The organism is Rhodococcus opacus (assembly GCF_012396235.1).
GTDB lineage: Bacteria > Actinomycetota > Actinomycetes > Mycobacteriales > Mycobacteriaceae > Rhodococcus_F > Rhodococcus_F opacus.
In genome coordinates, this window is the sequence record NZ_JAAXPA010000014.1 from 160,161 (window position 1) to 174,001 (window position 13,841).

Consider the following 13,841-nt stretch of genomic DNA (forward strand, 5'->3'; position numbering starts at 1 on the left):
AAATCCGGCCGGAGGTCCGAGAACCCCGGCCGGATTCCATGGTAGGCGCTTCCGCGATCGGACGAGTAGACCGACCGCTCGGATCGTCAGGCGGAACGGGAGTTCATCACGCCAGACGGATCAATCCGTAGTCGAACGCGTGCCGCCGGTAGACGACGGTCGCCTTGTCCGACTCCTTGTCGTGGAACAGGAAGAAATCGTGTCCTACCAGCTCCATCTCGTACAAAGCATCGTCGACGGTCATCGGCGCGGCCTTGTGTTCCTTGGTACGCACGACATGACCCGGTGTGTGCTCGTCCGGCATCTGACCGTCCAGGGAGATGTCGGGACTGATGCCGAGACTGTCGTCCTCGGCGAGTGCGGCGGTGGCCTCCGCCACCGACACCGGGGTCTTTTCCCCGTAGTGGACCTTTTTGCGATCCTTGGTGCGGCGGAGCCTGCTCTCGAGCTTGGCGGTCACCGACTCGAATGCTGCATAGAAGCTGTCGGCGGATGCCTCGGCTCGGGCTACCGGCCCCTTGCCTCGGGCAGTGATCTCGACGCGCTGGCAGTTCTTCCTCTGGCGTCGATTGGGTTCGTGGTGAAGTTCGACATCGAACAGGAATATGGAGGGATCGAAGCGCTCGAGGCGCGACAGCTTCTCGGAGACGTACACGCGGAAGTGGTCGGGTACCTCGACGTTGCGTCCCTTGACGACGATCTCGGCGTTGGGGGTATCCGTCTTCTCTTGTGCATCCGTTGTGCGGTCGTCGACGAAAACCGAGGCTTGCGAAGGGGTCGTCACTCGTACCTCCCGATTACGGCCCCGCCCCTTGATGGGCGGCGGCGAGTTTGAGCAATGCCGGAAGGGGGTCCGCCCGGCACCAGGTTCGAAGTTCCACCTCCTACCTGTGTTTTCGGGTGTGTCCGCGACGCTAGTACGTAACGCGCGCGAGTGCCACTGTTCGGCAGAATTTCATCTGACACCCGCCACGACGACCACCGCGCTCACTCGGATACCCACTCGCGACAGCACCCGGACCGACTCGGCGGCGGTCGCCCCGGTGGTCGACACGTCGTCCAGCAGTACCACCGAGATGCGTTGCAGTGCAGCCGGTTCCGACGCGAGATGCCGCGCGAATACTTGACCGCTGCGGGTCAACCGGACGCCACCCTCGAGGTTTACTCGACGTTGATCTGCGCTCAATCCGACCGAATCGCGCACGGCGCGTCGCATCACGAGCGCGGGACACACGCGTCTGCCTCCCACCGCGGCGACGGCGATCCGGGTGACGGGGTCGCCACCGCGTGCACGGGCGGCCCGGGGACGCGTCGGAGCCGGCACCAGAACCACCGGGGCGACGTCCGGCGGGTCGAGTTCTCGCCACTGCTGCAGACGGCCCAGGGCGCCCGCGACGGCGGATCCGAGGGGCGCGGCGAGATCACGCCGCCCGCGTTCCTTCGCGGCGATCACGGCGCGACGGCGGGCACCCGAGTACGGTCCGAGTGCCCACACCCCGACCCCGGGATCCACGCGGGGCCGGAGCAGCACGGGATCGTCGGCCAGCTCCGTGGCGCAGCGGGCACACCACTGCGTGCCCGGCACGCCGCACCCGCCGCATTCGGCGGGCAGGATCAGGTCGAGCAGGCTCCGGAGGCCGGGCAGGGCGCGCATGCGGGCAGTATCGGCGACCGCACCGACAGCCTCAGCCCGGCAGGACCGGGATCGCCTTGACACCCGTCAACCCGGGAACCTCCCGCCAGTACCGGTCGCCCGCCGGATCGTTGTTGTTCAACTGGAACACCGCCCGGGAGTCGGCGACGAACTCCGTGGTCGTCGACGCGTCCACGGCCACCACCGGCGCGGTCAGATTACGGCTCGGCAGCGCGTCCATCCGTGATCCGTCGACGGCCACCTGCACCACCGGGATGTCCGAGGCCGCGCGCGCGACGACGATCGTGTCGCTCGTGCTCCAGTCCAGGGACAGCGCCGGGCTGCCCAGACCGATCGCGACCGCACGGGGATTCGTCAAAGCGTACTCACCACCCGGCATCTGGGTGACGATCGCGAGGTAGACCTTGCCGTCGACGATCAGTGCCGCGCGCACCCCGTCGCGGGACAGCCGCAACTCGGTGATCGTGGCACCCAGCGCGGTGACGGCGCCGGCGTCGACGTTGACCACCGACGTCCGGCCGGTGCCGGGCTCGCGCAACACCCGAATCACCGTGTTGCCGTTGACCGCTGCCCAGATCGCCGAATTGTCGGGTGCCCATGTCGGGCGGGTGATCGCGCCGCCTTCGAGCACCGACGCGGCACCGTCCTCGTACGCGCCGACCATCAGCGAACTCGCGGGTTCCGGGGCGGGACGCCCCGTGTCCGCGACCGCGGCGACCAGCTTTCCGTCCTGCGACAGCGCGAGCGAACGCATGTTGCGGGCCGAACCGAAGTACCCGGGCACCGGGGTGACCCCGGTCTCGGTGACGCTCACCATCGACCCCTCGCGCAGCGCGTGCAGCCCCACGGTGGCGCTCGAGGTCGCGAACGGATTCATCGACGCGACGTCGGCGGTGGTCCACCCGTTCGGGAACCGCTCGTCGAAGGGCTCGCCGTCGGCGAGCAGCACATAGGGGCCCGAGATCTCCGCGTTGGCCAGCGTCCAGATCACCTGCGCCGCGAACAGCTGCTTCGCCTGCGCGTCCATGGGCGGCACGCCGGCGAAATCGATCCGGATGCCGCCGAGCCCCACCCCCACCTGCGCGGTGCCGCCGTCGGCCTTCGTGATCGGGCCCCGCACCGACACGCCGTCGCCGAGCTCGTTGCGCACGGCCGGGGCCAGGGCGGCCTTCGGCCCGTCGATCAGCAAGCCGATCAACTGCGACGCCATCTGGTCCTGGGCGCCCGACACCCAGCGCGGATCCGGCACGACCGTCGTCCCGGCCGGATCGAGGAAGTACAGCGATTTGCGCTGATAGGTGTTCAGGAACTGTGCCCGGTCCAGGATCACGCCGGCGGGGAGCTCGGAGATCCGCCACTCCCCGTCGAGTAGCTCGAGGCTGATCTTCGTCTCGAAGCTGCCCTCCTCCGCCACGTACAGTCCGCCGGGCTCGAGCTGCCCCACCTTGTTGGCGCGGATCGTGTACGTCGCCTTGTCGGCGGACCGCGTCTCCGGGAGGACGTCGACCTTGTCGACGATGGTCGCGCTGGCCGCGTCGTCCCACCTGCCGGTCACACCGGGGGTGAGGAATTGACGGGCCGCGAGGTGCCGGTTGGACGGATCGGTACTGGCCTTGAAGAAGTCGCGGAGCAGCAGGTCGGGTTCACGCCCCGGCGCGGGGGCCGCGACGCTCGATCCGGGCGAGTCACGGTTGATCGTGCCGATCGCCTGCGGTGTGGAGGAATCCGGGAGGCTCGCGCACCCGCTGACCGTCACGAGCACCGCGAGGACGATCGCTCCGCATACCGACCGCGACAGCAGGGCGGATCGCCGCCGGGGCGTCACAGGTCCTGCTCCGGAAGGTGCGAACCGTCTCGGTCACCGACGTGCGCGCGCTCGCGCTTCTTGGGAACCGTGCGGGATTCGTCGGCCACCGTCTCCGGGCTCTCGTTGCGCACCGGCAACGTGGTGTCGCCCGGGACAGGCTGACCCTGAACGTATTTCGCGGTTCCCGGTTTCAGCGGCAGCGGGCTCGACACGACCTTGCGGCCCCGCACCCGCGGCAGCGTCAACCGGAAGCAGGCGCCTTGGCCGGGTTCGCCCCACGCCTCGAGCCTGCCGTCGTGGAGATTCGCGTCCTCCACACTGATCGCGAGTCCGAGGCCGGTACCGCCCGACCGCCGCACCCGCGACGGGTCGGACCGCCAGAACCTGTTGAACACCAGCTTCTCCTCGCCCGGCCGCAGACCCACGCCCTGGTCGCGCACGATGAACGCCGCAGCGCTGTCGTCGGCGCGCAGGCGCAGCAGCACCGGTTTGCCTTCTCCGTGATCGATCGCGTTCGCGAGCAGGTTCCGCAGAATGCGTTCCACGCGACGCGGGTCCACCTCGGCCATGACTGCCTGATCGGGCAGGTCCACGATCAGTTCGGTCCCGCTCTCGCGCGCGAGGTGACGGACCGTCGAGACCGCCGCACGCGCACACATCCGGACGTCGAGTTGCTCGGCGGCCAGTTCCGCGACACCGGCGTCGTGCCTGCTGATCTCGAGGAGGTCGGCCAGCAGCCCCTCGAACCGGTCGAGTTCGGCGACCAGCAACTCCGACGACCGCCGGAGCACAGGGTCGAGATCGTCGCTGCCGTCGTGGATGAGATCGGCCGCCATGCGCACCGTCGTCAGCGGTGTCCGCAGCTCGTGGCTCACGTCGGAGGTGAATCTCTTCTGAAGATTTCCGAACTCCTCGAGCTGGGTGATCTGCTTGGACAGGCTCTCCGCCATCTCGTTGAACGACATCGCCAGCCGGGCCATGTCGTCCTCGCCGCGCACGGGCATGCGTTCCTTCAGCCGGCCGTCGGCGAAGCGCACCGCGATCCGGGACGCCGACCGGATCGGCAGAACCACCTGCCGGGCGACGAGGAGCGCGATGGCCGCGAGCAGCACGGCGAGCACCGCACCACCCACCAGCAGCGTGCCGCGGACCAGCGACAGACTGCGGTCCTCACTGGCCAGCGGGAACACCAGGTACAACTCGAGCGTGGAGATCGCGGATGCGGTCGGGCTCCCGACGATCAGCGCCGGCCCCGAATAGCCTTCGGGATCGTTGACCGTGGCGAACTGGTAGGCCACCTGACCGGCCTGGACGAACGCCCGCAGTGATTCCGGAATCTGGTCCGCCGGGCCGCTGGACGTCGGGGCGCGGGGGCCGTCACCGGGCACGATGAGCACAGGATCGAACGTTCCCGCCGACCCCGACGCCTGACCGGCGTCGGGCTCCCGGTTCGTCAGCGCAGCCCGGGCACCGTCGAGCTGAGTGGTGGGCGAACTACTGTCGTCCGCCCCCGCCAGCTGCCCCTCGACCGTGCTGCGGGCACGGTCCATCTCCTCGGTCGCCGCGTTGATCTTCGTTTCGAGCAGACGGTCGGTGATCTGGCTCGTCAGCACGACGCCGAGCACGACGATGACGATGAGCGACAACGTCAACGTCGAGACGACGACCCTCAGCTGCAGCGAACGACGCCATGTGTGCGCGAGGGTATTGCTCAGTGAGTGACCCCACCGAAGGATCGGCGAAACGCGTCGGTTGACACGACGCCGCCATCGGGAAACACCTGTCACGGCGGTCCGGCCTTGTAGCCGACCCCCCTGACCGTCAAAACCACTTCGGGATTCTCGGGATCAGTCTCGACCTTGGCCCGCAGACGCTGAACGTGCACGTTGACCAGTCGGGTGTCGGCTGCATGTCGGTAACCCCACACCTGCTCGAGCAGGACCTCACGGGTGAACACCTGTCGCGGTTTGCGCGCCAGAGCCACCAGGAGGTCGAACTCGAGGGGGGTGAGGGAGATCAGTTCTTCGCCCCGGCTCACCTTGTGGGCGGGGACGTCGATGACGATGTCGGCGATGCTGAGCAATTCGGCCGGCTCGTCCTCGGTCCGGCGAAGCCGTGCCCGGACCCGCGCCACCAGCTCCTTCGGCTTGAACGGCTTCATGATGTAGTCGTCCGCGCCGGATTCCAATCCGAGGACCACGTCGACGGTGTCCGTCTTCGCGGTCAGCATCACGATGGGGACACCGGAGTCGGCGCGCAGGACCCGGCACACGTCGATGCCGTTCATGCCGGGCAGCATCAGGTCGAGCAGCACCAGGTCCGGGCGTGTCTCCCGGACGGCGGTGAGCGCCTGGGTCCCGTCCCCCACCACATACGGATCGAATCCTTCGCCGCGGAGGACGATCGTGAGCATCTCCGCGAGCGCAGTGTCGTCGTCGACAACCAGAATCCTTGGCTTCATGTCCCTATCGTTGCATCTTCGGAGGCCGTAACAGCCCGTTCGCCGTTACGGCGTGCCGTGTTCTTTCTCGTCACGGCGTGCCGTGTCGTCACTCAAGAGTGCCAGGTTTTCGGCGAGCGTGACCGGATCGGTGTCCGGGGTGAGCACCCACCACGGCGAAATCCAGTCCTTCCCGGCCAGCTCCCGGTACACCTCGCCGGTGCGTTCCTGCAGTCCACGGTCGCGTTCGTAGGCGTCCAGCGACCGGCTCGCATCCGCCGATTCGCGGCCGCGGGCGCGTTGCTCGGCGAGTGCCACGGGAACGTCCAGATACAGCTGCAGGTCGGGCCGGGGCAGCCCCAGCCGCTCGAATTCGAGGTTCCCCACCCAGCCGACGAACTCCCCGTCCGCCCCCTGATGCAACCGGGCCGCACCATACGCGGCGTTGGACGCCACGTAGCGGTCGAGAATCACCAGGTCGTGTTCGGCGAGCAGCGCCGACAGCTCCCCGACGGCACCGGACCGGTCCAGCGCGAACATCACCGCCATCGCGTGCACGGAGTCGCTGAGGTCACCGTGCGCGCCCTTGAGGGCCTCGGACGCCAGATCGGCGTGCACGGACCTGCCGTACCGCGGAAAGTCGAGGGTGCCGACCGTCAGACCCTGCTCGATGAGGCGTGTCACCACTGCGCCGACGAGTGTTCGCTTGCCCGCGCCGTCCAGGCCTTCCAGCGCAATCAGTTTTCCCACGAGGAAGAAGGCTATCCCCCGGCCCGTGCGCGACGGACCGGGGGACGCCGCGGCCTCTAGTACCGGTAGTGCTCGGGCTTGAACGGGCCCTCGACGTCGACGCCGATGTACTCGGCCTGCTCCTTCGTGAGCTTGGTGAGCGTGCCACCGAGCGCTTCGACGTGGATCTTCGCGACCTTCTCGTCGAGGTGCTTCGGGAGGCGGTACACCTCGTTGTCGTACTCCTCCGGCTTCGTCCACAGTTCGATCTGCGCGATCACCTGGTTGGAGAAGCTGTTGCTCATCACGAACGAGGGGTGGCCGGTGGCGTTGCCGAGGTTCAGCAGGCGACCCTCGGACAGCACGATGATCGAGTGGCCGTCGTTGAACCGGAACTCGTCCACCTGCGGCTTGATGTTGATGCGGGTGACGTCGCCGGACCGCTCGAGGCCGGCCATGTCGATCTCGTTGTCGAAGTGGCCGATGTTGCCCAGGATGGCCTGGTGCTTCATCTGCTTCATGTGCTCGAACGTGATGATGTCCTTGTTGCCCGTGGACGTGATGACGATGTCGGCCCAGCCGATGGCCTGCTCGACCGTCTTCACCTCGAAGCCGTCCATCAGCGCCTGGAGAGCGTTGATGGGGTCGACCTCGGTGACCGCGACGCGGGCACCCTGTCCGCGCAGAGCCTCCGCACAACCCTTGCCGACGTCGCCGTAACCGCAGACGAGCGCGGCCTTGCCGCCGATCAGGACGTCGGTGCCGCGGTTGATGCCGTCGAGCAGCGAGTGCCGGGTGCCGTACTTGTTGTCGAACTTGCTCTTGGTGACCGAGTCGTTGACGTTGATGGCCGGGAACGTGAGTTCCCCGGCGGCCGCGACCTGGTAGAGACGCAGGACACCGGTCGTGGTCTCCTCGGTGACGCCCTGGACCGACTCCGCAACCGTGGTCCACTTGGTCTTGTCCGCGTCGAGGGACTGACGCAGCAGGGCGAGGAACACCTTGTACTCGTCGGAATCCTGCTCGTCGTCGGTGGGCGGCACGACGCCGGCCTTCTCGAACTGCGCGCCCTTGAGGACGAGCATCGTGGCGTCGCCGCCGTCGTCGAGGATCATGTTCGCGGGCTTGTCGGCGTCCGGCCAGGTGAGCATCTTCTCGGCGGCCCACCAGTACTCCTCGAGCGTCTCGCCCTTCCACGCGAAGACCGGGGTGCCCTGCGGCTCCTCGGGCGTGCCGTGCGGGCCGACGACGATCGCGGCGGCGGCGTGATCCTGCGTCGAGAAGATGTTGCACGAGGCCCAGCGGACCTCGGCGCCCAGTGCGGTGAGCGTCTCGATGAGGACGGCCGTCTGGATGGTCATGTGCAGCGAACCGGAAATGCGAGCACCCTTGAGCGGCAGCACCTCTGCGTACTCGCGGCGAAGCGCCATCAGTCCCGGCATCTCGTGCTCGGCGAGCCGGATCTCCTTGCGGCCGAACTCGGCGAGCGAAAGGTCCGCCACCTTGAAATCGATCCCGTTTCGGCTCTCGGCCACGGGCATGGTTGAAACTGAGGTCGTCATCTGCCTCTCCTGGTTGACTGCTGTTTCGGTCAAGGCTATCGGTACTGCGTCCCGAGGGTCACACTCACGTGAGGCTCCGCCGCGGGGCGGTCACTCCCGATCGGCCCCGTCGACCGCCTCGTCCACGAAAGGCCCCAGAAGAGCACCCAGATCCTCGGCGACGTTGGCCTCGGATTCGGGTGGCATCGAGATGTAACTCATAGCGAGGCGCACGATGGCGCGGCTGAGAATCCCCGCGTCCGACGGGTTCGCCCGCACCCAGCCCCGCTGGAAGACGTCGGCGAGCCGCGTCGACGCCCGCTCGATGATCGGCGCGCTCTCGGTCGTGATCAGACGCAGCAGATCGGGCTTGGTCTCGCCACGCAGAAGTGACTGCACGAGCGGGTCGGACAGGCTGGCTGCGAAGAACGCGGTGAATCCGGAAAGCAGCGCGGCGCGGCCTTCCCCGACGTTCGCCGCCAGCGCCTCGTCGACCGCGTCGACCAGTTCGTCGGCCAACCGGAGGGCGTACGCCTCCGCCAGCCCCTGCCGCGACTTGAACTCGTTGTAGAGCGTCTGCCTGCTCACCCCGGCGCCGGCCGCGACATCCGACATCGTGATGTCCGACCAGTCCTTCTCGAACAGGAGATCCCGCATCGCATCGAGCACCGACTGACGCAGCAGCAGCCGCGCAGCCTCCTGATAGGGCACCCGGACACGCGACGAAGTCATGGCGAAGACATTAGTGCCCGCCGCCTCCGGGGTACTCGCCCGGTACTGCCGCTCCGACCCCCGGCCGTCGAATCCCGTTGCGTGTCAGACCTCGCCGCGACTTCTTCTCTCCATCATCGAATGGCGGCGGCTGTAGGCGAAGTAGATGATCACGCCGAGCGCCATCCACACGATGAACCGGATCCACGTCTCGACCGACAGATTCACCATCAGCCACAGGCAGGCGAGGACGGCGAGGACAGGCACCCACGGAACCAGTGGGACACGGAATCCGCGGGGCAGGTCCGGTCGCGTCCGGCGCAGCACGATCACGCCGACCGACACGAGGACGAACGCGAACAGCGTTCCGATGTTGACCATTTCCTCGAGGGTGCCGATCGGGAAGATGCCCGCGAGCACGGCCACCACGACACCGACGAGCATGGTGATCCGAACGGGTGTGCCGTGCTTGCCGGTCGGCGCCAGGCGCCTCGGCATCAGTCCGTCCCGGCACATGGCGAACAGAACCCGGGTCTGCCCGAGCATCAGCACCATCACCACGGTGGTGAGACCGGCGAGCGCACCGAACGAGATCAGGTTCTTCGCCCACGTGACCCCGTGGATGCCGAACGCCGTGGCCAGATTGGAACTGTCCCCGGCCAATTCGTGGTAGTCGACCATGCCGGTGAGCACCAGCGTCACCGCCACGTACAGGATCGTCACGATCAGCAGCGATCCCAGAATTCCGCGGGGCAACGCCTTCTGCGGATCCTTCGTCTCCTCGGCGGTGGTGGCGACGATGTCGAAACCGATGAACGCGAAGAACACCAGGCTCGCCGCCGCCAGCAGGCCGTACCAGCCGAACGTGCTGCCGCCGGCACCCGTGACGTAGGAGAACAGGGACTGGTGGATGCCCTCGCCCGTGCTGCCCGCCTCGGACGGGGGAATGTACGGGGAGTAGTTGTCGGTGTCGATGTAGAACGCGCCGACCACCACCACGACGAGCACCACGGCCACCTTGATCGAGGTGATTACGAGTGAGACCCGCGACGACAGCTTGGTGCCCGTCGCCAGCACGACGGTGATGATCGCGACGATGAGTACCGCACCCCAGTCGAACGTGACCGAGCCGAGCTGCGCCACCGGTGTGTGGTTGCCGATCACCTCACCGAGATAGAGCGACCAGCCCTTCGCCACGACCGACGCGGCGAGCGCGAATTCGAGGATGAGGTCCCAGCCGATGATCCACGCGATCAGTTCACCGAACGTCGCGTACGAGAACGTGTACGCGCTGCCCGCGACCGGAACGGTCGAGGCGAACTCGGCGTAGCAGAGCGCGGCGAGCCCGCACGCGATGGCGGCGATCACGAACGCCGCCGACACGGACGGACCGGCGACGTTGCCTGCGGTGCGCGCGGTGAGCGTGAAGATGCCGGCGCCGATGACGACGGCGACACCGAAGACGGTCAGGTCCCACGCCGTCAGATCCTTGCGGAGCTTGGTTTCCGGTTCGTCCGTGTCTCGGATCGACTGCTCGATCGACTTGGTGCGGAACAATCCGGTCGGCCTGCCGCTCAGGTGCGGTTCTCCGCTGCCTTTGTCCTGGATGGCCACATCAGCCTCCTCAATCGAAAGTTGCCGTTCAGCCTATGCCTTCGGTTGCCCGGAACAGATCGGGTTCGATGTAGATGCGGCGAGCCGCGGGGACTGCGCCGCGCACTCGCGCCTCGGCCTCGTCGATGGCTTCGGCGACGGCGCTGATGTCCGATCCGGCGGCCACGGCCACTTTCGCGGCCACGAGGATTTCCTCGGGTCCGAGGTACTGCGTCTTGCAGTGGATGACGCGCTCGATCTTCTCACCGTCGACGAGGGCGGCGAGAATCCGCGCCTCCTCGTCTGCGGTGGCTCCCTCACCGATCAGCAGGCTCTGCATCTCGACGATGAGGATGATCGCGATGATTCCGAGCAGGGCGCCGATGCAGAGGGTGCCGACACCGTCCCACACCGGATCGCCGGTGAGCATCGTCAGTCCGACACCACCGAGAGCGAGGACCAGACCGACCAGTGCGCCGGTGTCCTCGAGCAGCACGACGGGAAGCTCCGGGCTGCGCGACGTGCGAATGAATCCCCACCAGCTCGCCTTCCCCTTGAGGGGACGCGACTCCCGCACGGCGGTGAGGAAGCTGAACGTCTCGAGCCCGATGGCGATCACCAGGATGACCACCGCCACGAGGGGCGACGTGAGTTCCTCGGGGTGCTGGATCTTGTGGATGCCCTCGTAGATCGCGAACAGCGAACCGAGGCTGAACAACACGAGCGCGACGACGAACGAGTAGAAGTAGCGGCTACGCCCGTAACCGAACTGGTGCAGATCGTCGGCGGCGCGTTCGGCCTTCTTCTGGCCGAGCAGGAGCAGGCCCTGGTTGGAGGTGTCGGCCACCGAGTGCACGGATTCCGCCAGCATGGACGACGAGCCGGTGATCAGGAAGCCGGCGAACTTGGCTACCGCGATACCGGCATTGGCGCCGAGCGCGGCGAGAATCGCCTTCTTTCCCCCATGAGCCGACAACTGACTTCTCCTCTCGGTCGCACACGACCCTCACGACGGGCCGCGGAGCCCTTCTCGGATCGCAGGGCGGGTCACAGGCTACGCGATCGGCGGGCCGACCCTCGCACTGAACAACTGGGCAGACTCGGTGCCCGCGGTCACCACGACTTCGGGGTCCTCGGCCGCGATCCAGACGGCGTTGCCCTGGGACAGGTCGAGGGCAACGGTTCCGCACCGCAACTCCACCGAACCCGAGGTGCACAGCAGAATGTGCGGCCCCTCCGAGTCGAGCCGGTGCTCCGTGGGGCCGTCCGGCGACAGATCGATCCGCGCGAGGACGAATTCCGGCGCCGGTGTGGAGTACACGAATTCGCCACGGCCCGGGCGTTCTTCCGCTTCCAGTATCGGAATGTCGACGGTGTCGAAGTCGAGGACGCGCAGCAACTCCGGAACGTCCACGTGCTTGGGCGTGAGTCCCCCGCGCAGCACGTTGTCGGAGTTGGCCATGATCTCGACGGCCATCCCGTGCAGGTAGGCGTGGAGGTTGCCCGCGTCGAGGTACAGGCCCTGCCCTGGTTCGAGGGTGACCCGGTTCAGGAGGAGCGCGGCCAGCACCCCCGCATCCCCCGGGTACACCTCACTCAATTCGAGGGCGGTGCGGATCTCCGCCGCGAACTCACCGTCCTTGGTGTTCGACAGATAGGCGACGCATCCGTCGAGCACTCTCGGCATCAGCGCGCCGAGCACCGGCTGCGGCAACGTGATCCATGTGGTGAACAACGCGCGGAGACCGTCCGAGTCGGGTTGCCCGGCGATCAGGCCGGCGTAGGGCTGCAGCTCCGGAACCGCGATCGCCTCGAGCAGTTTGACCGTCCGCTGAGGGTCCCGGAAACCGGCGAGCGCGTGGAACCGGCTGAGGGCCACGACGAGTTCGGGTTTGTGGCTGGCGTCCTTGTAGTTGCGCACCGAGGATTCGAGGGGTATTCCCGCCTCGTTCTCCCGGGCGAACCCCTCCCACGCCTGCTCGGCGCTCGGATGGGCCTGCAACGACAGTGGTTCCTCCGACGCGAGCAACTTCAGCAGGAACGGGAGACGTTCTCCGAACGTCTCCACACTCCGCTTGCCGAGCTGGCGTTCGGGTTCCGAGTGCACCAGGTCCAGAAGGGACCGGGGCCCCTCCTCGGTGAGGACGCGGGCGGGATCACCCGGGTGCGCGCCCAACCACAGTTCCGCCTCCGGATGCGCCGTGGGAACCGGAAGTCCACGCAGCTGTGCGATGGCTGTGCGCGATCCCCACGCGTAGGACCGGAGCGCACCTTCGAGTCGGTGCACTAGATACCGCCGATCAATTGGAGGTACGCGGCAGTCATGTCGAGCCTGCCGACGAGAACCGCCGCCTGTTCCAGCTCGGGACGCTGCGACGGAACCTGACCCTCGTCCGAGGACGCGAGGACGAGATCGACGTCGCCCAGGGCGGCGATCCTGCGTTCGACGAGCATCCGATCGGCGTCTGCCGACAGCACGAACGTGCGCACCGGGCTCGCCGACGGTGGACCGTCCAACTCGGGATCGTGGAATATCGAGTCGTGCGCCGAGAGCGCCTGGTCGACACGGAACGTGCCCGCCGCGCTCAGAACGTCCGGAAGCTCCGACGCGGTCACCACCCGGCCCGCGTGCAGCAGCGCCTCGGCGCCGTGCCGGGCCAGTTCCACCGTGCTCTCCGTATCGCCCGTGAGCACGATTCGGCGTCCCTGCATGCGGGAGGCCAACGATTTCGCGGGATTGTGGAACACCTCGCTGTTCGGCCTGTCGCGCAGCGCCTCACCGTCGACGGCGTCGGCGATCTGCTCGAGGTCGGGAACCTCGTCACCCCAGCGTTCCGAACCGACCACCCGGAGGACGGCCAGCAGAACGGCGAAGTACCGCAGCAGACCGTGCCGGGTGAGTGCCCGGACCCGCGGCGCGAACATGACGACGCGTCCGGCCGCCGCGGCCTGCAAGGGTCCCTCGTCCGGTGCCGCCACCACCACTTCGGCGCCGCGGCGCACCGCCGCATCGATGGCCTGCACGAGTCGTGGGTCGCCTGCGTCGTCGCCGGCCACCACGACCACGTCGAGCGGGCCCACCCACACGGGGGTCCGGGTGGCGCGCACCAGCGGGAAACCGATCCGTTCGGCGAGGACCGCCGTCAGGATCGCCGCGCCGCGACTGGCACGCCCCGCACCGGTCACCACCACCACGCTGCGCGGACGCAGCCCCTGCAGTCGTTCGAGAGCCCCCTCCTCGACCGCGGACCGGGTCGCCCGGATCTGGGCACCCCCCATGGCGGCGGATCGCAACACACCCTCGGTGTCCGCCGCAACCAGTGCGTCCCCGTCGTCCAGATCGACCAGGGGCGTCGGCGCTGTCAT

General features: G+C 67.7%; 12 protein-coding genes. All 12 read right to left on the minus strand.

Going from position 1 to position 13,841, the window contains the following annotated elements:
- Nucleotides 1–106: 106 nt before the first annotated feature.
- Nucleotides 107–784 (minus strand): ribosome hibernation-promoting factor, HPF/YfiA family, encoded by a 678-nt coding sequence (hpf, locus tag HGB39_RS20220; RefSeq protein ID WP_005568143.1) that lies wholly within the window; start codon nt 782–784, stop codon nt 107–109.
- A 171-nt stretch (nt 785–955) separates the two neighbouring features.
- Nucleotides 956–1,654, minus strand: coding sequence for a ComF family protein (locus HGB39_RS20225; protein WP_064080334.1), 699 nt, complete (start codon nt 1,652–1,654; stop codon nt 956–958).
- A 31-nt stretch (nt 1,655–1,685) separates the two neighbouring features.
- Nucleotides 1,686–3,479, minus strand: coding sequence for an MtrAB system accessory lipoprotein LpqB (gene lpqB / locus HGB39_RS20230; RefSeq protein ID WP_064080333.1), 1,794 nt, complete (start codon nt 3,477–3,479; stop codon nt 1,686–1,688).
- The gene (gene mtrB / locus HGB39_RS20235) at nt 3,476–5,248 is read right to left on the minus strand and encodes an MtrAB system histidine kinase MtrB (RefSeq protein ID WP_043790468.1); all 1,773 of its coding nucleotides are present in this window, start codon (nt 5,246–5,248) and stop codon (nt 3,476–3,478) included. Before mtrB ends, lpqB begins: the two co-directional genes overlap by 4 nt.
- Complete coding sequence (gene mtrA, locus HGB39_RS20240; protein ID WP_005240059.1) at nt 5,245–5,922, minus strand: MtrAB system response regulator MtrA; 678 nt, start codon at nt 5,920–5,922, stop codon at nt 5,245–5,247. Before mtrA ends, mtrB begins: the two co-directional genes overlap by 4 nt.
- A gap of 45 nt (nt 5,923–5,967) precedes the next feature.
- Nucleotides 5,968–6,651, minus strand: a complete 684-nt coding sequence (locus HGB39_RS20245) for a dTMP kinase (protein ID WP_005568149.1) — start codon at nt 6,649–6,651, stop codon at nt 5,968–5,970.
- 56 nt (nt 6,652–6,707) lie between these two features.
- Nucleotides 6,708–8,192 (minus strand): adenosylhomocysteinase, encoded by a 1,485-nt coding sequence (gene ahcY, locus HGB39_RS20250; protein ID WP_043790469.1) that lies wholly within the window; start codon nt 8,190–8,192, stop codon nt 6,708–6,710.
- Nucleotides 8,193–8,282: 90 nt separating this feature from the next.
- Nucleotides 8,283–8,903 carry a TetR/AcrR family transcriptional regulator gene (locus tag HGB39_RS20255; RefSeq protein WP_043790470.1) on the minus strand — a complete coding sequence of 207 codons (621 nt, stop codon included), beginning with the start codon at nt 8,901–8,903 and terminating at the stop codon, nt 8,283–8,285.
- An 84-nt stretch (nt 8,904–8,987) separates the two neighbouring features.
- Nucleotides 8,988–10,496 (minus strand): amino acid permease, encoded by a 1,509-nt coding sequence (locus HGB39_RS20260; protein ID WP_005568156.1) that lies wholly within the window; start codon nt 10,494–10,496, stop codon nt 8,988–8,990.
- Between the two features lie 28 nt (nt 10,497–10,524).
- A complete protein-coding gene (locus HGB39_RS20265; protein WP_005568158.1) occupies nt 10,525–11,451 on the minus strand; it encodes a cation diffusion facilitator family transporter in 927 nt (308 codons plus the stop codon).
- A 78-nt stretch (nt 11,452–11,529) separates the two neighbouring features.
- Nucleotides 11,530–12,762: a mannose-6-phosphate isomerase, class I gene (gene manA, locus HGB39_RS20270; protein WP_005568160.1), complete on the minus strand. Its 1,233-nt coding sequence runs from the start codon at nt 12,760–12,762 to the stop codon at nt 11,530–11,532.
- Nucleotides 12,762–13,841, minus strand: coding sequence for a hypothetical protein (locus HGB39_RS20275; RefSeq protein WP_005568162.1), 1,080 nt, complete (start codon nt 13,839–13,841; stop codon nt 12,762–12,764). The genes manA and HGB39_RS20275 overlap by 1 nt, the downstream gene beginning before the upstream one ends.

Excerpts from the sequence above, each read along its gene's own strand:
- ahcY (WP_043790469.1), bottom strand. The coding sequence starts at position 8,192 with ATGACGACCTCAGTTTCAACCATGCCCGTGGCCGAGAGCCGAAACGGG.
- HGB39_RS20275 (WP_005568162.1), bottom strand. The coding sequence starts at position 13,841 with ATGACAGCGCCGACGCCCCTGGTCGATCTGGACGACGGGGACGCACTG.
- mtrA (WP_005240059.1), bottom strand. The coding sequence starts at position 5,922 with ATGAAGCCAAGGATTCTGGTTGTCGACGACGACACTGCGCTCGCGGAG.
- HGB39_RS20255 (WP_043790470.1), bottom strand. The coding sequence starts at position 8,903 with ATGACTTCGTCGCGTGTCCGGGTGCCCTATCAGGAGGCTGCGCGGCTG.
- HGB39_RS20225 (WP_064080334.1), bottom strand. The coding sequence starts at position 1,654 with ATGCGCGCCCTGCCCGGCCTCCGGAGCCTGCTCGACCTGATCCTGCCC.